Source organism: Aquimarina megaterium XH134 (assembly GCF_000520975.1).
In the GTDB taxonomy this organism is placed as follows: domain Bacteria; phylum Bacteroidota; class Bacteroidia; order Flavobacteriales; family Flavobacteriaceae; genus Aquimarina; species Aquimarina megaterium.
Genome location: NZ_JACB01000056.1, coordinates 1 through 26,480 on the forward strand (window position 1 = coordinate 1; position 26,480 = coordinate 26,480).

Sequence of the window (26,480 nt, forward strand, 5' to 3'; positions counted from 1 at the left end):
GACCCGCTAGATACAGAGATTGCGATACGTCCATTATTACCATTAATAAGGGTAGGGTTGGTAATGAGTGCAGATAACCCAGTTACATCAGGAATAGTAGGAAATCGTTCACCAACCGTTATAGGTGCACTAGTAGCTTCACAACCTTTATTATCTTTGATAAGTATGGTGTAATCTCCTTTGATCAACCCATCAAACAGTGTACCTACGGGTTGTATATTGCTACCTACTATAGAATATTGATAAGGAGGCGTTCCACCATCTGGTGTTACTCTTATGCTTCCATCGTTTCCCCCAGAACATTGTACGGGAGAAGGAGTACCGCTAACTGATAATGCAGGAGGGGCAATTAGTGTAAATTCATTACTAAAATCGAGAGCATCTGGATTAGCGCCAGGATCGTTTCCTCCTCTTTTGGTTTGCCAACCTAGTATATAAGAGCCTGGAGCTAAACCGTTAGCATCCCATGTGAAAGATCGCCCATTAAAATCATTTTTTGTTAAAATATCTACTCCGGCAACATTATCAAATGTTCCATTAGATACAAATACAACTAAACTCATTTTTTCTGAAACACTATCATCAAGTTCTCTATCAAAAGTTACTGTGAAACCGCCATCATTATTGTAACTACAAGTAGGATGAGTAAGCTTTGGGTTAGGAGAAACATTCGGATCTAATGCAGGTGAGCAGTTAAGAATTGTATACGGTTTTAAGGGAGAAAAAACATTACCAATTAGTTTATACCTGAAATAAATTATTTTGTTTGCATTATTCTCAAAATCTACCGGAAAATTATTAAAATCTATAAATATTGATTTTTTGTTTGAAGAGCCACTTATAGTAGCTAATTGTCCTTCAAAAGAATATTCCCATTCAATAATATCGGTATCAGAAATACCCGAAGTAGCATTTAATGTAACTCCATTACAGTTAAGTTCATCGGATTGTGTTGTATTAACTTTTTCAAAATATAATGTCCCAAAAGAAGGTTTATGTTCATAATATGAATCTATGTTAGGATCGATGTCCATTCTATATCCTCCTAAGCTGTATATTTTACCTCTATTAGGCCCCTCGATCCATCTACAACTTCCAGCTGAAACGCCATAATATGCAGGCCTTGTGGTTAAATCTAATATCCCTGTTGCAGTGCTAAGAGTTGTATCACTTCCATCTGCAATTTTCAAACTTCCTCTAGAAGATATTACACTCGCTGGATTAGACATAAAACAACTTGAAGCGGTTAAGTCCAAAACATTAACTGTAGATACGTGATATTTAAATTGCCCATAAAAATTAACGGAAAATAATAGGAAAAGTATGTATAATAAGAGTTTTTTCATAACGATGTTTTTCATAATCCTTTTATTTACTTATTATTTCATAATCACTTTCCTAATATGATTTCCATATGGTGTTTCTAGTACTACGGCATATACTCCAGAAGGCATTTGCAGAGTAAAAGGGATCTCGTATTGTTTTTTACCAGATTGTTTTTTTTGATCTAATATGGTATTGTTAGCCAGGCTAAATACTTTAATACTGATATCTTTTTGTTCTTTCAATGCAACTTTTACAAAGAATTTACCATCAGAAGGATTTGGGTATACGCTAAACTCTTTGATATTTCCTGACTGTTGATTTTGACTATCCTGGTTTTGATCATCTGTTATTTCTTTTTGTAGTACCAATACTTTTTGGGTAAATGTATCCTGACAATCTCCCAGTTTGGATATCATCGAGATGTCGTACTCTCCTGGTATGTTAAAGTACAATTCAATAAGGTCCTGATCTTGTGTTATTATAGTTGCTTCTTCTGGCATTACCCACTGAATTTGATCGGGTATAGGATAAGTCACATCAATTACGACAAATTTTTCATTGGTAAATACCTGACTTGCATATAAGAATTCTGCATTAATTTCTTTTATATTTTCTATTACGGTAATGCTGTCTTGGGCAATACACCCTTTTCCACTGGTTACAGTTACAGTATATGTTCCTTGCTGATCTACATTGATTTCTGGGTTCGTATTGGTAAACCCGGTATCCGATGTCCAGCTATAAGAAGCATTAGGATCTTGTATAGCAGCAGATATAGTTACAGTCTGTCCTTCGCAAAAGAAAGGATCTTCACCCAGATCAATAGAGAATAGAGGAGGGTTTGTAAATTCTATGGGTTGACTTGAGTTTGTAGCGAAACACCCATTTTGATCTACTACTCGATATATATAAGATCCGAACCCTACATTTTTGAGTTCATTACCCAACGCACTAAAATTAGGATCTATTGTATTTTCCCATGTAATGACATAATCTCCAGTTCCTCCTTGTATGGTTAATTGTATAGCAGCATCATTTCCATCTCTACAAGATAATTCTTTTTTGTTAACAAGGGTAACTGTAATAGGGTTGGGACCGTTTACATTAAATGTTTTGTTTTGTGTATTTCCACCATCATCGGTCACAGAGACTTGATAGGTTCCTATTCCCACATTAGTTAAAGAGGCTCCAGTTGTGCCATCATCCCAGGCGTAAGTATATTCAGAACCAGAGTTTAAGAATCCCCCTGTTGCACTGGCAATAAGGTTGACTTTGGTATCAGAACAGTCAACGGTATCTGGTGTCATGTTAATAGAGATATCGATGGGTTCTGGATCTGTAAGAGTGAATATTTCGATATCAGAACTACATCCATTACTATCGGTTACTATGATGGTATAAACCCCTTCATAAAGGTTGATGATATTTGTATTTGTAGACCCCGAAGGAGGCGTAAATGGATTTCCGTCTTTGGTCCAGGCATAGTTTGTATAATTACCAGCCCCACCAGATACAGAGATTGAGATACGTCCATTATTACCATTAATAAGAGTAGGACTAGTACCCAGTACAGGAATCACATTAGGTATTGTAGGGAATCGTTCACCAACGGTTATTGGTGTACTAGAGGCTTCACAGCCATTATTATCTTTGATAAGTATAGTATAGTCTCCTTTTGATAATGTATCAAAAAGAGTTTCTTCTTGCCATGTAGTTCCATTATCGATAGAATATTGGTAGCGAGGTGATGTTGGTGGTGTTCCTGGTGTTCCCCCATTTGGAGTTACTATAATACTTCCATCGTTTCCTCCTAAACATTGTACAGGAGAAGGAGAACCATTTACCGATAAAGCAGGAGGTGAAGTTAATGTAAAAGGATTACTTTCATCATAAGCATCGGGGTTTGTACCGATATCGTCAAAACCTCCGTTGTTGCTTTTGGTTTGCCAGAATAGTTTATAGATCCCACCAGGTAGGTTTTTAGGATCCCAGGTATAGGAAGAACCCGTAAAATCACTTTTGGTTAATACTTTTGATTCATAACCATCAAAAGTGGTAGCGCCTTCTATTTGCTTGTATACCTGCAGGTTCATTTTTTCTGAAACACTATCATCAAGTTCTCTATCAAAAGTTACGGTAAAGCTACCATTGTCATAATTGCTACAAGTTGGATTAATAGCAGTTGGCGGACTATCTAACTGAGGAGAACAATTAACTATAGTAAATGATAGTATGTTTGTATACCCTAATAAAATATTAAAAGGAGGTGGGTTTCTATGTACTCCTCTTATTTTTATATTACCTATATAGCTATAGTTATCACTAATTTCATTAAAAGTAACATTTAGCCGTGCAGATTTAAAATTATTAGGAGTAATAGGAGAATCTGGATTTTTTCCAAAATCATACCAGTTTAATCCACCATCCATACTATATTGCCACTCATCACCAGATTCGAGAAATATTTTTTGTTCTGGGCAAAAGACGGTCTGATCACCTGGCCCTGGTGGTTCTAAATAAAAAGGTCTAACACTGGCATTAACTCCACAGGCTCCAGAATAAAAATATGCTTCAGAATGAAAATTAGCAGCACTAACTGTTGTGGACCATCTAGTACCATCAAAAGAACAAGTATCTAGATTTAGAAAGCTAGACATCGAAAAGTTATTAGGTACATTTACAACCTCAGCATCAATCCTTGGTGCAGTTCCGCTAGGTTGATTTCTATAACTATATGTTTTTGCACCAGTGATGCTTAAGTTAAAAGAAACACCAAAAGCATCGTCAAAAAAAGCTGGGTCGTTAATAGTATTTCGTACTATTACTTTTCTGTCTTGAGCATTAAGACTCAAGAATGTTAATAAAAAAGTAACAATAAAAAAAAATGATTTCATCTTTATGATCATTAATATTTTACTTCAATCTCCTTCCATTCACTCACACTACCATCATTAAATACTGCTTTAAATGCATATGTATATGTAGTATTTGGAGTTAGGTTTTGGTCTATCCATCGTTTGTCTTCTGGTGCTAATCTTTTATACAAGGTATATGAATCTTCTAGACTCTTTCTATATACTTGTATCTCTACAGCACTCTCTTCTTTAAAACGCCAGGTGAGTTGTACAAATTTGCGTTCTCGATCTACAGTCGCATACAATCCTTTTACACCAGGTTGTATTAATTTTCCAGGCATATTAATAACTACTGGGGGAGTAGGTTCGCTTTCCAAACCACTTTGATCTACAGTAATCAAGGTGTAGCGATATTTTCTGCCGGGATTAGCTTTTGTGTCTGTATAGCTGGTGATAGAATCTACGCTTGTCTCATATATTTTCTCCCAGGGTTGAATTATAGAATCTGTTGCATTTTTTCGATATACTATAGTAGTTGCCCAATCATCAGATGAACTGTTAATCCACGAAAAATTAATAGCACCTTCTTTTATTTCATAAGTTTTAAATACAGGTGATGTTGGAGGTATACGATCAGGTTTTTTGAGTACTAAAGTATCCGAAGGTACAGATTCATTATAACGGTTATCTACTGCGAGTAATCGGTAGTAAACAGCTTTGTCGAAAGAAGTCATATCTATACTATCAATAAAACTTTCATTGATAAGATTAGCCTTATTTAGTTTTGTGAATTCCTGATCTTTACGATAGGCTCTCAAAATATCATACCCTTTTAAATCTAATTCAGTGTTTTTTACCCACTTTAGTGCGACTACGCCTAATGTATCTACAATTCCTTCGAGACCTTGTGGTTTTTTTGGAGGAATACTATCTATAGGTTGTACCATGGTAGCAGGAGATTCTTTATAATCCTGATGTTTCCCAAAAGCTTTGAGCTTAAAATAATTAATATCGGATAATGGGCCATAAGTAATCTTTTTCTGATTTGGAGGGATACTATCAATTACAGTTTTATATGGTCCTACTGCTTTTTCTGCACGTAAAAGTTCATATTTTCTAAGTTTCCATTGTTCTTCTTCGGCAAAAGTCCATTCTAATTCTACTTCATTTTCAGAAATAATATTTGTAGCAGAAAATACAGGTTCAGTTTTTATTTCTTTAAATCCTATTAATTCTGCCGGGTCAGATGGAGGGCTGGTTTCACTAAAATAATTGATGCCTACAATACGATACCAATATTTTTTACCGTATTGAGGTATAGAATCGGTATAAGAAACTCCAGAATATGGGGTATCTGCTAATTTTGTAATGGGTACATCATTGATTTTATTAAAAAGCTGACCATCTTCAGATCTTTCCAAATTGTAGGCCGTATAGTAGGGTAGTAGTTGATCGTATTCCCATACCAAAACAAATGCATTTTTATAGAAATACCCAAAAAAGTCAGACGGTTTAGGGAGTTCTTCAACATCTTTTGTACTAATAAATACTCCAGAAGGTTCCAATTCCATTCTTTCTTTTGGGATAGCACTTTTTATATTATAGAGGTATTTTTCATTTTCATTAACATCGGTATCTACATATCCCAGTCCGGCATATTGAGCCACTTCAAAATCTTGATCAATGGCGAATAAAGAAAATCCAAATCGACGATCTAACTCTTCACTTTCATAAAAAACTCTAAGTAATTGATTCTCCTCTTGATTATCTACCTGAAAAGTTTCTCCATAAATCGCTTGTGCTGCAATAGCCGCCATATCATTTTCCCGAATAAAATTTTCCCAATCTTTAGGAGGTCTGGGTTTAATAGTATCTCCAGAAATTATTTTCTTTTCAGGATTAGTTAAAGGTTTTCCATCACGCAGAACCGTGGTACGTTCTACCACAAAACCGTATTGATTGCTATATTTCCAGGCATATTTATCGGTCACTGCCCAGCGCAATAGTATTGCATCTTTTTTTGCGAAAGCTTTTACTACTATTTTTTTAGGAGCTTCTGCACTTTTCTCTTGTGCAGATATGCTAATACTTATGCTTCCAAAAAGTAATGTTATATATAATATGCAATATTTTAATTTCATCTATTTTTTTTCTATTTGTTAGATGTAACCACATCATAATCATTTCAACGGTATAGAAATTCTTGTCTACGCTTACTTTATTAAAAATAATTTTTATAATCTACTTTGATTTTGTTACCAGATGTTTTGCTTGGCAGTGTATACTGAAACTCTACCTGGTATTTTTCTACATTAATATATGGGAATATACCATCTATGATATACTTATATTTTTGATAAGCATTGGCGTCTATTGGATTAGTATTTAAATACCTGTTTACGACCACATATTGTAGATGTACAAAATCTTCTTTATATGCTGCAGCAAGGTTCCATCTAAAAGGAAAACGTTCTCTTAAATAAGTATTCTCTGGATTATTTTGAACGTACTCGCTATAGGTTAGAGAAGGCTTAATATTTTTCATTGGAGGTGTTCCCAAAATAGCTTCATCTCTATTTACTCGAATATCGGTATCTAATGGATAGTTTTGATAGAGGAGAGGATAAATTTCTTTTTCATAATAATAATCAGATTTCATTCCTACACCAGACATTAAAGGTTTGTTTAAACTATATCGAGTCCCCAACACTTCATTAACATCGAAAGGTTCGAATTTTGCAATTCGTAATTCCATTTGTGCAGCATTAGAAGAACCATCCATAAAAGTATAGTAGTCCGTTATATTCATCGCTCTTATTTTCTCTTTGAAGGTATTAAATCTACTTGTGCTAAAATTGAATTCTAGTCGTGTTAAAGAAGCATTCGTAGAAGCATTTCCTGTAAGTGTATTCTGAGAAATAGACACATCATCACTCACATTTGTATACGTCTCTTCTGAAACTCCACCATCATTGTCTCCCGAGTTTAATTTTGAAGTTATTAGTTTATAAACAATTCCTGTTTCATTAGGTAATTTAGGAAGAGGAAAAATTAATGTATTGTTTGCAGTATCATAAGAAAACTGGGCTTTTATAGATTGCCCATTTTCGGTAATAAAGAATAACTCGTCTTTAAATCCTTCTGTACCAAATAAGTAATCTTGCCCACGCTCTAGCTGTACGTATCCTGTGTTACTTTCTTTAGGAAGAACATAACGTTGATCTACTATCGGATACATATATTCGATATTTTTATATGGGATTTTTGTAGGGGCTTTACCTGTAGTAAAGTTTACTGTTTTCTCTTCTACTATTGGTTGCCCATTTTCGATAACGGCTACCCATTGCCCTCCTTTATATTCGTTAAATTGTACTTTTACCGTAGCGGTTATTTTTTTCTCGGGAGGTAAAATATCGTCTGGTTCAAAGATCATTATATCTTTATTGCTATTCCATACTTGTTCCCCTGCAAGGGTTGTAGATCCATCTTTTATTGCAATTTCTTTGAGTTCTACCTGATATTTTTTAGTCCCTAGATCATCACTAATTTCTACAACTTGACCAATAGGTACATTAAAAGCAACCTGCACTGCTTCGAATACATCTACTTTATCACTGTTATTTTCTGGAGAAATATCGGATATAATGACCACTTCCTGTAGTCCTGTTTTACCCACAATTTCACATTCTTCTCCGATAGTAACTTTAAGTCGGGCCTGTACGGTTACAAGACCTAATATTCTTACTTTTACACCAGCATAGCCTTTTACAAACCACGGGTTTGGTAATTGGCCTTGTGCCAGAACTGCTACTCCTGCTTTTAGGATAGGAATTCTTTTTCTAAAGCCAAAAATTTTGATTTGTGCACCAATTTCTCCTTGTAGAAATGCATAGAGTTGTCCTGTAGCATACCATCCATCCATACCTAATGGTCCTGCTTTTCCTTTACAATGAGCATCTCCAAAATCTTTGATCATTAAATCAAAGCCAACACCAGCTCTTACCGATGCATAGATAATTCCCCAATCGAAACTTTTTCCTATTTCTACATATGCTCCAAAAGCATACCCGGTACCTTGTGCTAATTGACTATTAAAGTTTCTACCAAAAAGAAGTTCATCTCCACTTAGGTTTAAAATATCTATAACTTCTGGTTTTGGTAAAGCAGGGTCAGGAAGGATTGTTCCGGTCATGTAGTACAAATCAAATGCAGCATCAAACGGGCCTATAGGGATACCAGCGACACCAAAACGTTTGGTAGGAGTACCAATATAGATGTACCAATCATCTGGGGCATCATAAAACTCTATATACCCTAATCTATTTTTCTCTCCCGCACCTTTAATTTGACCAAGATTTAGGAATACATCAAACATCCCCCAATACGTATCATTTCTAAAATCGAAATCGATAGCTAACTGTGCAGCAAACTGTTCTTTACCAGTTAAGATATTTGGAAATACTTCGGTTGCAAAATATTTAATTCCTTCCTTATCAATAGACATTTCATGGAAGTTGCTGATTGATTGTTCTTTTTCTGCTAACTTCTTCTGCATACCATCTACGGTACCAAAAGGAGCATTACCACCGCTACCGCCTCCGCTACTGCCGCCAGAAGTCATCAATGCTGCACCTCCGTAGAATCCTAATCTACTAATCCCTCCTCCGGCAGAAGGGCTGTTAAAACTCATCTCGATAGCAAAAAGCCCTGTAAAGGTTGCTGATTTTTTTACTTCAAAAGCAGCCATAGCTTTAAAACCAAATTCGGTATCTATATCTGGGCGATAATAGATTCCCGACATACTTTCTGCGCGTTCATCCATCCCTGCCTTTCGCATATGATGGTAGACTCCACCACCAATATCATGAATTTTTAAACTCTTTGTACTCTTATTAGAAAGAGGCCTGCCAAATGCATCAACATACCAGTATCTAAAATCGTCTTGTTTTCCAAAAATCCCCTTAGCTTCGAGTTCGATTTTCAGGCTTTCGGCATATAGTCTAAGTTTACCAGATAACCCTTTCCCGTATATTGGATTATCCCTAAAAAAGGCAAGTTTACCATAAAATTCAAAGTTTTTACGTTTTACATCAACTTCAACTTCATCGATTTCAATTTTGTCGAATTGCCATTTTAAATAATCTCCCTCCTGTAATTTGCCTATGATACGAAGCCTAACATCTCCTTTGATCCCTGATTTATCGAGATTGAGATAACTATTAAGCCCTATTTCTGCACGATCATCTTCATATACTTTTGCTTTGATATCATAAAACCCTAATTGAAACCCTGCGATTTTGGGTAATGCAATAGTGTCTTTGAATCCCATATATTTTATAGAGAGATAGGGACGTGTTTTGGTTTGAATTTTAAAATTTTGGAAGGAGAGGCCATCAAAATTAAGTGACTCTATATCACTTGCATCTCTATCTTTATCTTGTGATGATATAGCATTTAAAGAGTCTTTTTGAGCTTTATTAAAAGCCATGAGCCCGGTGAGGTTAGCTTCGGGATAAAACTTTCCGTTCTCTACTTCCATTTTTATATAGGACTCGGGAAATAACTTTGCCTTACTTTTAAAAATATTGAAGTCTACATCATCTGTTACTTCTACCCGAACACTATAGTGTTGATCTGCTGTAATCAATCCTTTATAACCCAAAGCTCCATTACTACTAGAATCGGATTTGCTAATAGGTAGTACCAGTTCTCCACTAAAATCGGCTTTGATAAAATGATTTACCTGTATATCTACATTTACAGAATCTAGTGAATATTGCCATTTACTTGCATTTCCTTCATTAATAGTAAACAAATTGGATGCAAAAAAGTTTCCAGAGACCCCAAAGTTATCGATTAGTAAACCTTTGGCACCAAAGGAAATACGTTCTTCAGACTTTGTAATCTGAAATTCTGGAGGTAGAGTGACACTTACTTCATTACCATAAAAGCCACGCCATAATTCTTTTTGATTTGAAGGGATTAATTGTTGCTCATCATAGATTTTAGGAAAATCTACTAGTGGTGAGTTTTTGGTATCACTAAGGTCTAATACTACATCATGCATTTTGAACGCCCACCCTGGTAGAGGTTTAAGTTCGAATTTTGGTAAATCCAATTCGATTAAAAGATCTTGTAAAGAGGTGGCTACAAAACTGAAACTAGCCCCTACATAACTTTCGTTACCGGCAGGATTTTTACCGTCTTGCGGTTTTGTTTCTCCTGGAAATTTTTTGGTACCATCATCATTTAGCGGGATTGCCACTGTTTTAGCAATTCGCACATCGGCTTCTAACGCTATTTCTTTTACTTTACCTGTACAATCTATGGTGATATACGTTTGTTTTGTTGCACTACCATCACTCTCTAATCCTCCTTTAAAAGTGATAATCCATTGTCCGCCACTTTGCCCTATCGGAAAATCACCTAACAGGTTTAATTGTGCTTCACCATATATTCCTCCTTCATGAGACAATTTTACATTATTGGCTCCAAAAAACAATTCGGTACTTAATTCACCCAATGTAAGTTTGGCAAATAAATCTACTTCAGAATAGTTGGCATGTAACTTGGCTTTTACAATACCAATAGTAATCGATGAATTTGGAGATACTTGTTTTTTGATCCCAACAGGAAATTGAAGTAATTCTTGACCACTTATAATATTGATGAAATTTTCCTGCTTTTCTATTTCTTTAAATAGCTCTTTGGCTTTACTCACCAAAGAATCTGTTTTTGGAGAAGGCTTATAGATTTTTTTAATATAATCTTTGGTAAACTCTGCCAATCCCTGAAAGAAATTCTCGGCCGGAGCAGCTGTCGATGGGGTTTCTAATTCTGGAAAAGACCGAAACTGCTTGGTATCGTATTTACGTAAAGCATAGGCACTACCCGCCTGATCCTTTACCCGTTTTGCTTTAAAAGCAGCTAAACGTTGTAATGCCAATGAATCTAGTCCTTTGGTTATAGGGCTTTTATATAACGACGATGCCGTTTTCTTTTTAGCAACCGATAGTGAATCTTTACCAGTGTTGGCAAAGCAGGCTACCGATAGGAGCAGGGTAAGTAAGAGTATATGGTAGTTTTTCATTCGATTTTCGTTTACTTTCTACTATTGTTTAATGTTTTTATTTTTTTAGGCATTTTTATTGATTACTAAGAATTTTTAAATTGTTCATACTCAAAGGCACGAATCAAATTTTCATTAGTTTTGAAGAAATTAGCATTATTAATAGGCATTGATTCTAATTCATTTTTAATTTGTTCACTTACAAAAATGAAGTTTGGAGCACCCCATAAAATATCATAATCGTGCTTAAAAACTTTATTTACAAAATTGAAATCATTTGTCATGAAATAATCTGGTATATCAGGATATTCATATGAACCAAGAATTATTTTCTCGCTATTTTTCAATTTTACATCTTTAAATTCTTGGTTAGAATTTAAAGTTCCTTCTGTATATTTTTTCACCAATACCTTGTTTTCCTCCTCATCTCTTGTTATTTCTTCAAAAGTACATTTATCATAATCTATAAATTCATCTCCAAATATTCCATTCCCAATCATATGGAATAGGAAATAATTATCTCTATTTTCTTTAAAACAAGTACTTTCAATTTCTAATGGATAGAACCTATGATCAGGCAGATTATATTTTTCTAATACTATTTTCACTTTATTGCTTATAATTAAAAAAGCTCCTCCTTTTTCTGGTTGATTACCACCTAATGTATAATCATTCGACCAGTCAAATACATCAACAAAAGCATTATCTCCTTTCCATTCATTTATATTTTGGTAAGAATCTATTAATTGCATTTTTATTGGAAATTCCGAATTACTAATAAACTCTTCATTATCAATGGGTACAACTATCTCGTGTAACTTGTTCTCTTTTAAAGTTACTTTCCATTGAAAGGCGTTTGCAGAAAACTGAAAAAACTTCATAGATCAATTATTTATAGCATTCCTCTTAGAATATTCTCATTTATCAAGTCGTTAACTTTCACTCTGGTCCAATTAGGAGTTCCTTTTCCTGTTCCAATGACACTTTTTTCGACTAATAATTTTTTTACTCCTGATCGAATTTTTAAAATATCTTTACCTATCTCCTCAATTGCATATGCTTCTCCTTGTTTTATATGTACACTCCACCTACTGTTTATTACTTTGATTAATGCTTCATTATATTTCGCATGAGAAGCATGTACTCCTTTAGCAGATTGGAATTTTTCGAGCATTATTACATTTAGCAAAGATGTTTCTCCATTTATATCTAATATCGCATTACCAACCTGTTCATACCATTTTCTAAAACCTTTACATTTAAACAATTCTACAACTAAAACATGATGAGATTCAAAAACGTTAAAACCAATAGATTTTAAAGTCTGAAAAAACAACTTGGAAGAAGAATAGTCACCAATAGATTTCAACTTTCCATTAATCATAGTTTCGTAGGCCTCTTCAATATGTTTAAACTTTTTTCCGAAAGCCCTGTCAGAGAGCTTTTGATTCAATCTTGCAAAAGTGTTATCAGCGACCCTTCCTGTAGCCCTTGCTGAAATTTCACATTGTCTATAGTTAAATTTTCCTAACAATTCTGCGAGGTTATAATCCCTTAATCCATAACTTAAAACTACAGATTCCACATCAGTTGTCCCATTACTTAACGCTTTGATATCTTTAAAGCTGAATTGTGCATTAACATCATCGGCATATCTTCTTAGCTCTAACCAATTATCAATAATATCATCACCTTTATCTATATTTTTAAAGTTTTCGATATTGTTAATTAATAAATCACTATTACTCACTGCGCCACTTGGACCAGATTTGTTGGTTTGACTTGCTCTTCTATACTCAGTAGTATTTAAAGCTTTTAAAAATTCATTTTTTAAATTTTGATCTAGATTATCAAATCGTGTTAGGACATGAGAAAAGCCATCTAATTTAGAAAAACCTTTTCTTAGGTTTGGATACTTCTTTAATGCTTTCCAGGCATCAAGATGAGTTTCAGTGATCTTTGATAAGTTTTTGGTAGCAGAAATTAACCCCAAAGATGATATGGGAGGGATTTTTATTTTCTCTTTACTAAATAAATCTGCGATAAACTCAGTTCTTTCATCTGCATCACTAAATTTTGTCTTTATTACATCAAATAAATCAGGGTTATTTTTTTTAATTTTTAAATACCCTTTATATTCTCCAACTTTTATAATATCTAAATTTTCTGAGATGATGGTTAGCTCATCAATATTTTTTCTAGAATTTTTAGCATTAGTAAAAAGTACTTTATAGGATTCATAATGTGAAGTAGGGGCATTTTTAAAAAAAGCTTTAAATTCGGGAGTAGCAGTATTATTTGCTAAATCTAATACATGCTGATCCATCCATCCACATTGCGCATACAATATGATAGGAAAAATTAAAGCAATTACTAGGTTTAATATTTTTTTCATAAAAGTTTTATTCTTTATTTACACAAAACAGCATTAGGATTAGATTTTCTATATTGTAACCAGGAATCGAAGACTTCATTTTTCTTTAAACCATTTAACACATTGTCGGGAGCGTTTAAGAAGTCTTCTCTAAAAACCTTTTTCAAACTATCAGATAAGCCATCATATTTTGCAAACAGCTTTTTCTGTTTTAGAATTGCAATAAAATCATCAAGTCCAGATGCAGCAGGTAATTTCGCCTTTACTTCAGAGAAATAATCATTCAGAGCTTTTCTATGCGAAACATTATTTAATTTATTAATTTTTGAATCCAGGGAACTTACCATATTGTCTATTCCTTTTATTGACGTACTTAATTGTGGTAATGAAGCTAGAATAGCGAGCATTTGTAATTTATATCTATCTTGAGGGCTAAGGGCACTTTCGTTAAGTACATTTCCTAAAATACCTGCCGCATTCCCAATTAAATCAGAAGCTACAATGGCTTTTCTTATATAATTTCCTGCCGTAAACAATATTTTAAATTCTCCCACTCCTACAAACAATAGAACACCGTCTACAGCTGTCCATGCTATTTTTTCTGCAACAATTCTTCGGTTGCTTTTGCTCATTGCATAGGCTTGGATTAATGGCATTACCAAAACATCCCCTTTTTTAAAATTCTGATCCAAAAATTTAAAATTATCAGCAGCATATAAAACCATCATTTGATTGTAATCATATGATTTACCCGTACCATTTATTTTTATTTTTGTTTTACTTTCTATAGAAGCACTGAAATTATCAAATTGTAACATGTTGGATTCTAAACTCAGAACTGAGGTATAGTTTTTGATTTTTCCGTCTTTGTTTAATATTTGATCAAGGTCAACTTTATTATAATGGTTGGAGTTAAAGGCTTGTCCTCCCATCCAGACATATACTTTTGCCAAAGTTTTAAAGCTTTCATCTTGTTCTAACTTATGGTGAATTTTATCTATTCCAATTTTCTCCAGTGTATGTAAAACAGATGCGTCCTCTTTGTCAAAACTGGCTAATAACTTTAATATGGAATTGTCTATTTTTTCGAAACTTATTGATATAGAATTATTAGAACATTCAAAATATTTTTCTAATACCGAAAATTTAGTTTGTTTATCAACCTCTTTTAATGAGGTAGAGCTTTCATTTATATTAATATGATTTAGAATGCTATTCAGGTTATTACAAACTATATCCGTGGTACTCCAAAAGTTTTGATTTACTTCTTTAGTATTTTGAATATGTAAAGAAAACTGTGTTTTAAAAATGTTAAGAAGTTCTTCTGTTTTATCTGGATATAAATTAGCTGCCATTTCATTATCTCTTAAATATCCAGCCCATGAAAAAGCATTATCAACTTGAGCTTGAGTGAAATCGTTTGTTTGTTGATTACTGCAATAGGAATAAAACCTTCCTGGTTTTACCCATGACCATTTTCTTCCTAACCCTGAGTCATTAACAGAACAATCAATGTCAAAAATAAATCCTGGGACTTTTAACTTAATACGATTTCCTTGGGTAAAGCTTGAAAAAGCCTCTTTATTTTCAAATCTCAATGAAGCTAGTTCAAAGACTATTTTGTAATCTGTAAGATTTTTACAATCATCGATTAGCATTTCTGAGAAAAATTCTACAATACCTCCAATTTTCTCTCGGTTATTTTCATATTCTTTCATAGATGCCAATAATAAACCTATAAACTCTTTTTTATTGGCATCTTTTATATCGTTATACTTTGCTTTTATTAAAGTGTTTATTACTAGCCATTTGTTGGAGTCTTCTTTAAGGTTTTTAAATTTGTTCACCAGAACTTTTAACAACCTATCTTGATTATCTTGTTCTCCAAATAATGAGAAGGTAGCATTTTGGATTTCTTTAAACACATTATTTAAATTTCCATCTTTATTAAGAAGGTCGAATAAACTTTGTGTGTCTTCTTTTTTAACAAAAATTAAAAGTTTAACAAGAGCTCTTTCTTTTTGTTCTTTAATCGAGCCTTTTGCTAATTTCTCTATTAAGTTTTCGAGTATATTATTAGTTACATTATTAAATACACATTTGTATTTAATATCATTGATAGTTTTTACAATGATTTCAATATCAGTTTCAGTAACCAAAGCATTAATCTTGTCTACTTCTGGTTGTACTAACTCTTTGATATCACTCGATGAACAATCTATAGGTATTTCGAACCAACCATTATTACTGATATTAGCACTACTACAGGGAACCGGACGAGACTTGGTTTTTGTGTGATTTGCTATTAAAGCATTTACATTATTAGCCTTTTGTTCAGAGGTTAAACTATTGGAAGTAAGTTGTTCAAAATGCTTACTAATATCTTTATATTCCAATTGTATTGATCCTTTTTGGCCACATCCTGCATCTAAATTGTAGAATAAGTTTATTTTCGAATCATATGATATAGTATTTTTTGGAGTCACAGGGTAACTTTTTTCAGGATTATCTTTATCAACATATTTATTTTGAGTGAAATCCCAATTATAATATGTGTCTGATTCATCATTTTTACCTTTTACAATAAAACCAGGTAATGTACCTGTTATTTTTTTCTTTGCTGGGTTAACATAGAGTGTCGATGACTCTCTTATAAATACAAATTTAAAATTAGGAGCTAAGGCATAACTGCCTGCAAATTCCCCACCACTATCATCCTGAAATAAGTATAATTTTAGACTAGGGTCACTCATGGTTACCCAATTGGGATAGCCTAGTTCAGTACCATTACCATAATCCATTAGCCAGGTGTTGGCTTGACCAGAATTATCTGGATTTTCACCAAAAGGATGTGCCAGAGTATATACCCCATGTCCTAACTCGTGAGCAGCAACTTTAAGAGCAGAATCTTTCTTTTCTAAACCTTCTCCCAAATGACTTTCAAATATAAAGCCCCATTGCCTTGTTTTTGGCATAAAACCGCTTAATGGTTTCGATACGTTAAGGTCTTTACCTAATACGAAAATAAAATACTGTCGGGAGTCGTAGTCGGGATATTGTTTTTTGAATTCCTGGTAAATGTTCTTAAGCTCGGTCGGGTAATCAGATAATAACCCGCTTCCGTCATAATCTATAATATTATTGTTGTTTTCATCCCAAGAGTTTTGAGCTATTGTAATATCTATAACATCAGGTTTGACTTTGAATTTCCCACCAGCACGACCAAAAATATCGTTTAACTCTGCTTCGAAGTTGGTTATGGCATTTCCTCCATTTACAGTTACAACTTGCACAGGTACTTCTGTATGTTTCTTAATATGATGAACAAAGAAACTTGCAGCTATTTTATATTTATTATCAGTAGGATCTAAATATGTGACAACACACTCTTCGGTACGATAAGGATTAGCACCAGATACGGTTATTTTATAGGTATTTGTACCTGCTATTCTTTCATGTTTTATCGCTTTATTTTCTACCGTTTTTATAATGAGACTATCGATATTTATTTTGGCATTGCTAATTTCTATATCTGCATAAAACACATCGCCTTCTCCTTGTACAGCTGCTTTATGAGCTGGGTAATATGATTGATCGGCAGAAGCATTTATTTTAGGATATTTTGAGGTTTCATAATCATTATTAACCTGATCCAAGGCAAAACGAGTATCACTATCTGTTCTAAAAGTAACTTTAACCACATCATTTGTAATCGCATCAACATACGGGTCATCTACAGTGCCATCATGAGTACCTGATCTGATACCATCTGCATTATTTGAAGTCAATGGAGGGGATGGATCTCCCTGGCCAGTCTGTGTAATATTACCCTTATCATCTACAGTCCATTCATCTCCACTGGCGTCGGTGATGGTATATGTATCTCCTTCATCATAATCAAAAATATCTTGAGTACCGTCTGGTTTTGTAATGATTATCTGCCCATCGGTAATACTAATATCATTGGTGTCGATATCATAATCTAATTGAGGGATTTCGGTATTATCACCGCCTGTTACGACGTCTGCGATATCTTCTACAACATCAATAACTTCATCAACGTCAAGAATATTTCCCCAGGAGGGATCATACACAGTTATGACTGTACCTTCTGCTAGCTGGCTTTCATTATTTACAAATATATTTGTGAAATTTACAGCTACTTTAATGTTCTTAAAGTAAGGGAAAGAGACATATCCTTTTCCAGAAAACCGACCATTACTTCCATTGGCTTCTATTACCTTAACCGGAAAATCTCCTGCTTTAAACATGTTACCGGGTAAAAGTTGTTCTAACGGTTCCATATTCTCGATATTCATATCTGGAGAAATACCACAATTAATGAGACTGGTTTCATCACTTTCTTCTAGTGTGGTAAACGTTTGTAAAATAGAATACTCACTTTCAGAGATAAGACATTTTTTATTTACCTGGTATTCATATGTTGTACCTGGTCGTAAATCCCATAATGTTATCCAATTACCACTGGTTCTAGAAAAAAACCATTCATTATTATTCCCTTTTTCGCGATAGCGAACTATAAATTCTGGGACATCGGTAGTAAAATCATCCCATAATATATTTACCTGTTGCGCTCCTTTTACTTCGTGTCTTGCATTATTAGGAGTATCGCATGGTGCCACATAATTAAACCAGTAAACTTCGCTAAAACCATTATTTTTAAATAGTCCTATTTCTTCTGCGCCATTTAATGCTTTGGCCTGTACCCTCCATGCATATCGTTTGTTTGGTAAAAAAAGAGGATCTGCAGGGCCATATAAATAAGAAGTATTTGTTGTTGTAGTTTGAAAGAATGGGGGAGATGCTAAAAATGCGGCTTGCGGATTTATAGTTTGATCCCAAATTTCTACAATGCTCAATTCATATTGCACATTATTCACATTGATATGTCTTGGGGTCCATTGAAACATTAAGTTTAATGGGTTCTGTTCGGTAATGTCATCCCGGTTATAAGGAGTAACTAATAATGGTGGTTCATTCTGAAAAATATATGTTGTCGCACATGTTTTTTGAGATATACGTGCGCCGGTAAGTGAATCAAAAACCTCAAAGCAGAATTGGTAAGAACCTTCTGGTATGACTTGTCCATAAGCTGTTGGTGATATCCCAGTGATATTTTCAAAAGTAAAGTAAGGAGCAAGTTCAACATTGGTCAATGTTAGTGGGATACCTCCTTCTATAAATAAAGAAGGCGCTCCTATAACCACATCTTTACTCTGAAAAGCAATCCCATTACCTTCAAAATAAGCTTTTAATTTGATCTCACGATTTGCAACAGAAAGGTCATTTAGAATGATCTGAAGTCGTAAAGGGCTATTCGTAGAAGATGCATCTGCATATGAAGAAAAATAAATAGGTGCGGGAGGTATTGTTTGAGGTAACAATGTCACCGGAAAAGTCTGTGATCGTATACCTTGCAATGCAAAGAGTGCAATAAGGAACAGAAAGTGTAACCGTTTCTTCATGGGTTAAGTTGGTTTTAAATCTTATCTATATATCTAAGTTCGAACTTATCAGGATTTACCTCTTCAAGCGACTTATGGTAGTAGAAATCAATGATTTGGACTTCCAAATATAAGTTAATTTTTTTAACATCTTTTTCTTTTTCGTATAACCTGAAAGCGTTTTCTGCTTCACGTTTTTTGAATGCAGCAATCAGATCATCCGGTTTTGTAACCGATTCAAAACCAGTATACCTGTCGAATTTCTTTTTCATCCATCGATGGCCTACTAATTTTTTCTGTCTGTTGTCAAGTTCTTTTTTAAGTTTTTCTATTTCTTTTACATTATTAGGAGACTCTTTTTTAAGTGCATCTAATTCTATTTTGGTTTTTACAAAACTTCTTTCAAGTTTAAAGTCAATAAACTGCATATCTTCTTTTAAACTTTTGATAACTTCGTAAAGTATAGTATCGTATGCTTTTAAGAAATCTTCATAGCTATAAAGTGCTGCTAAAAATTCTAAAGCTTTTTCTTTATACAATTCTGATTTTGTTTGTTTTTTTACTGTAGCGAATAAAAAATTAAGATCTCCTTGTTTTTCTTGAGGGATATTTACAAATCTTGAGCTGTTTTTTACATTAGTAAGCTGCTCTGTAATTTCTGGAATAGTACCACTATAGACCACAGATCGATATCTAAATTGTAATCTACCTAACTTGGCTATATCTTCTTCATTTAAAAGCTCTCTATTGCGTTTTTTGAACTTTATTTTGAAAGTATCAAATGTATATGTGTATCCTAAAGTTGCTGTAAAATCTGTATTGCTTCCCGTAGTTGTGTTTCTAAATAGTGAAAGTAAGTTTAGATTTAGATTATGGCTTTCATAAAAAGAATAATTACCTCCTAATCGAATATTATAAATATCGTTTTGTTTTTCACCATTATTAAATGCCGCATTGTAAGAGCTTGAGAAATTAGTTCTTAGTTTTTTATCAAAAAAAGATTTGGTAGCGGTAAGCGTAGGCCCCAAGGTTAGATTATCGGTTGTGCCAACAGTATTGTAAGAAACATTAGCGGCCAGTGAAAAATTAAGTGAGTTTTTGGGATATCCCAAAGTGTATGCAGAAGCAATGTTATAAAACTTTGATAACCCATTTTCTATAGTTCTTCCATCTTGTTTATTGTCAGAACTTTGATAGGTGAGATTTACATTAACAGCTTGCTGTTGACTTTCTGTTTTTTTTAATGTGTAATTAATTCCCAGATTTGCATTTTGAGATATTTGACGATAATTAAGTGTATCTATGTTATCAAATTGATTAACCTCATTAATAAAATCAAACTGATTCTGAATATTAGTATAAGATTGAAAATTGGAATATCCAGCATTAATAGAAAGTTTTTCAGAACTTGTATATGTAACATTAACTGCACTTACGATGCGTTGTAATTCTGAGCTTTTGGTGTCGTCTAGATTATCTCGCTGAAGCCCCGCATTAACATTAAGACTAACCTTATTATTGAATATACTTTGAGAGGCATTTAAAGTTATATTTTCGAGATCATTATTGAAGTAATATGCGCCAAAAGTTCTATAATCAGGATCAATACGTTCATACCCAACACCAACAGAACCATTACCAGCAGGATAGTCAAGTTGAGCTTTTAATGCGTTGTAATAATTTGTGGTTAAGTTTTCGTTTAATAAAAAAGAAAGAACTCCTGTTGTTGTTCGTGATTCTGATGCCTGAGTATCTTCGGTAACCCCCGAAATGGCATATTCTAAATTTATTTTAGCTTTTTCAAATATTGTAAAATTAGTTTCTGCACTTACCACGGCATTTTCCTTTGGGGTTAATTCTAATTCTACAGGAAATGAATTTTGAATTGAAGTTTCGTCATCTTTTGCAGTAAAAAATATAAGTCCGATTGAAGCTTTTTCAAAAGCATAAGAGGTTTTAAATCCAAATCCCATTCGTTTATAAGCAGGTATTGCTTCAGGAGTTTCAGGATTATATTCAGATTCTTTAAGGAATCTACCGTATAATGCACTTATCTTAAAAGGACCATTAGGGGTAAGATCGACTCCTCCTCCCGTAAATTGATGTCCACTTAATGTATATGGAGAAAAAGTCATAGCGACATCTCCAATATGAGTAGCAACCCATTTATATGAAGGATGAATGCTTAAACGATTTATTTTGAAAGGTGTACTATAGCCAAAGTCTTGATTGGTATATGAAAAAGACAAAGGGATATTATATACCCCACTAATATTAAAATTAAGATTACCGTTTATAAAATATGTAAAAGGATCTCGATTTGCAGTACCATCATAAAATACACCATTACCAGAAATTCCACCATTAAATCGAAGTAAGGGGACTTTTCCTATTTGCTCAAGATTTTGACTTGAAGCAATTAAAGTAGCGCCCAGAAAAAGGATGAGTAGTTTTAGTTTCAATGTGTAATAGCTATGTTGGGATAACGAAATTAATATAATTTTAACAATTCACCAATAGAATTTTCTTTTAATGAACACCTTGGCTCATCACTTGTTATGGCTGCATTACAAGCATGTCATTGATGAAAATATATAGGATTTAAAACAGTAAGGCCATAGTACTCTTATGGGAAAACGTTTAAAATCTCCTAATAAAATTAACAAGGCAATAATACTATATACGAGTCTCATTTTTCGAGACTGGGATTTTTTTTTCAAAAAAACAGATCTTAATCATTAGAATTATTAGTTGAATTAAATTATATATTGTGTAGATTTTATAATGAATTCATACCGATTAATGTTAGAATATAAAACAAATAATAGGGATGAAACTTTGTTGTTGATTATAATCTGTTTTTAAGTAAAATGAGGTCAGAATTTCTAAGAATTTGCTAAAATAGAATTACTGTCAAAAAGTGACATAATTACTGCGAAAAAGTGAAATCAATTATGGGATAGGAATTCCTAATTTCGTCGCATAATACAAACTCACTTATATTAAGGATAGTCAGCAAGTGAGAAATAAAATTATATTTTCCCCAGACGGCTTTTATACAATAGTATAGAAGCCGTTTTTTTTAATTATGGATACTGTTTTGTAATATCAGAAATTTCTCTACCTCTTTTTTAGATTCATTCACCCCGAAAACTACACCACTTGCCATATTGATTTTGTTGCTATTGATGTGTCAAATAAGTTTGTGTATCTAAAAACAACAAAGACGATGAATAGTATATTTTAAAAAATGTGCGTTTTTATTGTTTGTAATCTGTTCTGTCAATCTTGTAAAATATTAATACTTTTTTAATACTGACAGGTTGGTATTTAAATAGCTTTGTAGCTTAAAGCAAAGAGAGTTATTTTTATGATAAAGAACAAAAAAGTACTAATCGTCGAAGATGAGTTTTCAATTGCATTAGATATTAAAATTAGCTTAGAGAAATTAGATTATGTTATAGTGGGGATTGCAAGTACTTATAAAGAAGCAATAAAATATAGTGAAGAAACTATACCGGATATTGTTATCATGGATATTAATATTTTGGGAGATAAAAATGGTATCGATGCAGCAGAAGATATTTATGCGAAATATAAAATTCCAATTGTTTTTCTTACTGCTAATGGAGATGACACTACATTTAAAGAAGCTTTACAATCCAAACCTTTTGGATTCTTATTAAAACCCTTTAATATAAAAGAGTTGTCTTTTACGCTACAAATAGCCTTGCAAAAACAGGTTGAGAATAAAAGTTCCGGAGTTATGCTCCCGAATAATAAAGTATCAGATACTCTATTTGTTAAGGATAAATCTCAGCTTATACGTGTTAAAATAGACGAAATTTTATGGGTAGAAGCTATGGATAATTATACTCAAATTATTACCAGAAATAAAAGAGTTGTGGTAAATATGTTTTTGAAAGAATTCTATGAAAAAGTACCCCAGGATAAATTCTTGAGAATTCATAGATCATATATGGTAGCATTAGATAAAATTGATAAAATAGAAAATAGGTTTGTCTTTATTGGGGATAAAAATATTCCGGTAAGCAAGGCATATAAAAGTCAATTATTAGAACGATTAGATATTCTTTAAATATGAAGGAAATAGTATGTTTTTTAGAGAGATATAGTTCTCTCTTTTTTTTATTTTTTTATATCTCGGTAAATGCACAAACTGATAGTTTAGAACAAAAACTGGTGACAGCATCTAAACAGGAAAAAATAGAAATCTATAAACAATTAGTTAATACATATAGCAAGATAGAGATAGAAAAAGCCCTTGACTATGCTAGGCAAGGATTAGAATTAGTGAAGGATGAATATACTAAGGATACAGGGTTTTTTTATTTAAGAATGGGAAATTTCTATAATGCTAAATCAGAACATGAAAAGGCATTGTTTTATAATAAAAAAATGCTAGAGGTTGCAAAAAGATTACAATATAAGTTGGGAGTTGCAAAGAGCTATCAAAATATTGGAGTGACCTATGTGAAAATGGGGAATTATAACCAGGCTCTGGATAATTATTTAAAAGCACTTAAGATCTATGAAACACTGGAGGAAGAGAATTTTATTGTAGGAATAACAGGTAACATAGGCTCTTTATATTCTTGTCGGCTGAAAGATGATGAGAATGGATTGATATACTATAATAAGGCATTAACATTATCTAAAAAGATTGGAAACGAAAAATTTAGAGCTCATATTTTAGGGGCTGTCGGTGAAATGTATATGCGTCAAAAAGAATTTGAAAAGGCAAAAAATGTATTAGCAGAATCTATTAGTATTGCCGAAAAAACAAATTACCCAGAAGTTATTATATCAGGATATAATAATCTATCTCAAATAAATGTAGAAGAAAAAAAATTAAATGAAGCAATAGAATATACTAAAAAAGCATTAAAGATTCGATTAGAAAGAGGGTCTTCAGAAGATATTACATTATCATATTTAACATTGGGAGATATCTACGATAAACTCGAAAATATTAAAACAGCAACATTCTATTATGATAAAGCGTTGTTGGCAGCTACAGAAACAAAAGCTTTACCACAACTATCAAGAGTATACCAAGCACTTCATAAATATTCTAACAAAAAAATGGAATATAAAAAAAGTTATGAATATCTATTAAAATACAATACAGTTAAAGATTCATTATTTTCAGAAGAAAAACATAAACAGCTCCGAGAAATACAAGCAAAGTTTGATTTAGAAAACAAAGAAAAAGAAGTCGAAATACTAACCAAAGAAAATAAAATAAAAGTTTTAGAGAATGAAAGTCAGAGAACTACACAAATTGTATTGATAACAGGATTAGTAGCATTAATAATAGTATTGGTAACACTATTGTATGCATACAAAAACAAGCAAAAAACCAATAGAATTCTTGCAGAAAAAAACAGTAAAATATCTCAAACCCTTAAAGATCGAGAAATACTATTAAAAGAAGTACATCATCGAGTGAAAAATAACTTACAGATTGTATCTAGTTTACTAAGTCTTCAGGATAAATTTAGTGAGCATAAAAGTGCTGCAGAGATTTTACAAGAGATTCAGGACAAAATACAGGCGATGGCAATTATTCATGAAAAACTGTACAAGTCTAATGATTTATCCTTGATTAATTTACAGACTTATTTAGATGGTTTGCTAACTCATTTCAAGACCAGCTATCAGCTTTCTGAACGAAACATAACTATAGATAGAACAATAGAAGATATTAATTTAGATATGGATTATCTGGTTCCTTGTGGTTTAATTGTTAATGAGATTATTGCAAATAGTATTAAGCATGCTTTTCGGGATAATCAGGGAGGACAAATTAGTATAGAAGCTTCTAGAAATAAAGACCAATGTGTTCTTACCATAAAAGATACAGGAGTTGGTTTTCCAGAAGATTTTGAGATTGAAAATAGTCGATCTCTTGGAATGCAACTCATACAAGGGTTAACTCAACAAATTAACGGATCAATACATATCATTTCTAATCCGGGGGCTTACTATACTATTGCATTTAATATTGCCACGTAATCTAGAAAAACGAATCAGCTTTACCCTGTATTTTAATACATTCACCAAGTAAAGAGTGTGATGTACCATATTAATTTAGAAACCATATAAAGGGAATATAGATTTGCTTGATAAATTTAAAAAACAAGCAATGAGACATATTATTAGATTATCAAACATTGGAAGTGTTATTTTCTCTGTATTTTTTATGATTAGCTGTAATTCTAATGATGATGATTCTACGGTTCTAACACCTGGGATTACTATAGAAGAAGGGAAGCTTAAAGACTTTCCATTATTTGGAATACAATACAAAGAAATAAATATTGTTGATCCGGAGATTGTAGAAAATAAAGAAGTGAAATATGGAGACATTAAAATTACAGTATCTAGTACAACTTCTTTAGATAATATAAGTGCATCTATAACATCGGCAGAGCTCAACCTGAGTAAGTTTAGTATTTCTCCTGGTAATGAGATCGGATTGTCATATGACGATCAAAAGGTAAATGTATATACAATTACAAACGCTACAGGTGATAAAGAGGAGTTACTTCATTATAATGTTAGTATTGTAAAAGAAGTAGAGCCAGTACCAGAAACTCTAAAAATAACAAACTTCACCTTTGAAAAAAGTAAAAACCCAAGTTTGCCAAATGATATCATGATTTCAAGAACTATTGAAGATACAGGAAGAGATATAATATATCTTTTTGTCCCGTTAGGTACCGATTTTACAAGTTTAATACCCACAATTACCTATGATGGAACAAAACTTTTTTATACTCAGGATTCTTCTGTAGCGCCTGTAGACATGGATGCAGAATATCCTGAAGGAAATGCAAGTATTGATTTTAAATATCCTAAGAATTTTATATTAGCAGTTAAGGATAAGAATAATGATAAACTTAGAACCACTAAGGTAATTGTTGATGTAATAAACCCTCTTAAAATAGAAACAGTATCTATTACGACCCCAGATGCGACAGAAGGTAATTCAGAAACATTTACGGTTACAAAGTGGATTAATCAAGGAAATCATATACTCGAATATGAAAAAGCTACTACTTATGAAAATCAAGAACCTATAACTCCTACCAAAGTGATTACAGCTCGTAGAATTTTACCTTCAGGAGGATTAATACCTGGAGAAAGCAGAGATGTATTGGTAACAGTAAATTCTAGAGATTACCCAGAAGGGACGTATAAAACAACAGCAGTATTTTACCCCAGTATAAAATATAATAAAGGAATTGATGATTTATTAGAGCCCGTAAAACTAAGCATTACTTCAAAAATCGTTAAATAAAAGAGTAATTTTTAGGAGTATAAAAACTAAACAAAAAAGTCACGGTATAAGCCGTGACTTTTTT

General features: G+C 32.8%; 11 protein-coding genes. 3 read left to right on the forward strand and 8 right to left on the reverse strand.

Translation table 11 applies throughout. From position 1 onward, the window contains the following. The 8 genes from Z053_RS29255 to Z053_RS0124280 form a co-directional block, all read right to left on the reverse strand. The coding region (locus Z053_RS29255; protein WP_174412106.1) for a SprB repeat-containing protein at positions 1–1,346 on the reverse strand (1,346 nt) is incomplete at its 3' end. A gap of 33 nt (positions 1,347–1,379) precedes the next feature. Then, on the reverse strand, positions 1,380–4,220 hold the full coding sequence (locus Z053_RS0124250; RefSeq protein WP_160170144.1) for a T9SS type A sorting domain-containing protein: 2,841 nt from the start codon (positions 4,218–4,220) through the stop codon (positions 1,380–1,382). Between the two features lie 11 nt (positions 4,221–4,231). After that, the gene (locus Z053_RS0124255) at positions 4,232–6,322 is read right to left on the reverse strand and encodes a fibronectin type III domain-containing protein (protein WP_025667556.1); all 2,091 of its coding nucleotides are present in this window, start codon (positions 6,320–6,322) and stop codon (positions 4,232–4,234) included. 80 nt (positions 6,323–6,402) lie between these two features. Further along, positions 6,403–11,271, reverse strand: coding sequence for a hypothetical protein (locus tag Z053_RS0124260; protein WP_025667557.1), 4,869 nt, complete (start codon positions 11,269–11,271; stop codon positions 6,403–6,405). A 65-nt stretch (positions 11,272–11,336) separates the two neighbouring features. After that, complete coding sequence (locus tag Z053_RS0124265; RefSeq protein ID WP_025667558.1) at positions 11,337–12,131, reverse strand: hypothetical protein; 795 nt, start codon at positions 12,129–12,131, stop codon at positions 11,337–11,339. Positions 12,132–12,142: 11 nt separating this feature from the next. Next, positions 12,143–13,645: a hypothetical protein gene (locus tag Z053_RS0124270; RefSeq protein WP_025667559.1), complete on the reverse strand. Its 1,503-nt coding sequence runs from the start codon at positions 13,643–13,645 to the stop codon at positions 12,143–12,145. 14 nt (positions 13,646–13,659) lie between these two features. Next, complete coding sequence (locus Z053_RS0124275) at positions 13,660–19,110, reverse strand: fibronectin type III domain-containing protein (protein WP_035096706.1); 5,451 nt, start codon at positions 19,108–19,110, stop codon at positions 13,660–13,662. A 14-nt stretch (positions 19,111–19,124) separates the two neighbouring features. Continuing rightward, positions 19,125–21,551, reverse strand: a complete 2,427-nt coding sequence (locus tag Z053_RS0124280) for a TonB-dependent receptor (RefSeq protein WP_025667561.1) — start codon at positions 21,549–21,551, stop codon at positions 19,125–19,127. 908 nt (positions 21,552–22,459) lie between these two features. On the opposite strand from Z053_RS0124280, the gene Z053_RS0124285 reads away from it, so the two are divergent. The 3 genes from Z053_RS0124285 to Z053_RS0124295 all read left to right on the forward strand — a co-directional run bounded on the left by Z053_RS0124285 (position 22,460) and on the right by Z053_RS0124295 (position 26,416). Next, positions 22,460–23,188 (forward strand): LytR/AlgR family response regulator transcription factor, encoded by a 729-nt coding sequence (locus Z053_RS0124285; protein WP_025667562.1) that lies wholly within the window; start codon positions 22,460–22,462, stop codon positions 23,186–23,188. Between the two features lie 104 nt (positions 23,189–23,292). Next, positions 23,293–25,128, forward strand: coding sequence for a tetratricopeptide repeat-containing sensor histidine kinase (locus tag Z053_RS0124290; RefSeq protein WP_206539224.1), 1,836 nt, complete (start codon positions 23,293–23,295; stop codon positions 25,126–25,128). Between the two features lie 130 nt (positions 25,129–25,258). Continuing rightward, the gene (locus Z053_RS0124295; protein WP_035096709.1) at positions 25,259–26,416 is read left to right on the forward strand and encodes a hypothetical protein; all 1,158 of its coding nucleotides are present in this window, start codon (positions 25,259–25,261) and stop codon (positions 26,414–26,416) included. Positions 26,417–26,480 lie beyond the last annotated feature (64 nt).

Excerpts from the sequence above, each read along its gene's own strand:
- Z053_RS0124295 (WP_035096709.1), top strand. The coding sequence starts at position 25,259 with ATGAGACATATTATTAGATTATCAAACATTGGAAGTGTTATTTTCTCT.
- Z053_RS0124265 (WP_025667558.1), bottom strand. The coding sequence starts at position 12,131 with ATGAAGTTTTTTCAGTTTTCTGCAAACGCCTTTCAATGGAAAGTAACT.
- Z053_RS0124250 (WP_160170144.1), bottom strand. The coding sequence starts at position 4,220 with ATGAAATCATTTTTTTTTATTGTTACTTTTTTATTAACATTCTTGAGT.
- Z053_RS0124260 (WP_025667557.1), bottom strand. The coding sequence starts at position 11,271 with ATGAAAAACTACCATATACTCTTACTTACCCTGCTCCTATCGGTAGCC.
- Z053_RS0124255 (WP_025667556.1), bottom strand. The coding sequence starts at position 6,322 with ATGAAATTAAAATATTGCATATTATATATAACATTACTTTTTGGAAGC.
- Z053_RS0124285 (WP_025667562.1), top strand. The coding sequence starts at position 22,460 with ATGATAAAGAACAAAAAAGTACTAATCGTCGAAGATGAGTTTTCAATT.
- Z053_RS0124270 (WP_025667559.1), bottom strand. The coding sequence starts at position 13,645 with ATGAAAAAAATATTAAACCTAGTAATTGCTTTAATTTTTCCTATCATA.
- Z053_RS0124275 (WP_035096706.1), bottom strand. The coding sequence starts at position 19,110 with ATGAAGAAACGGTTACACTTTCTGTTCCTTATTGCACTCTTTGCATTG.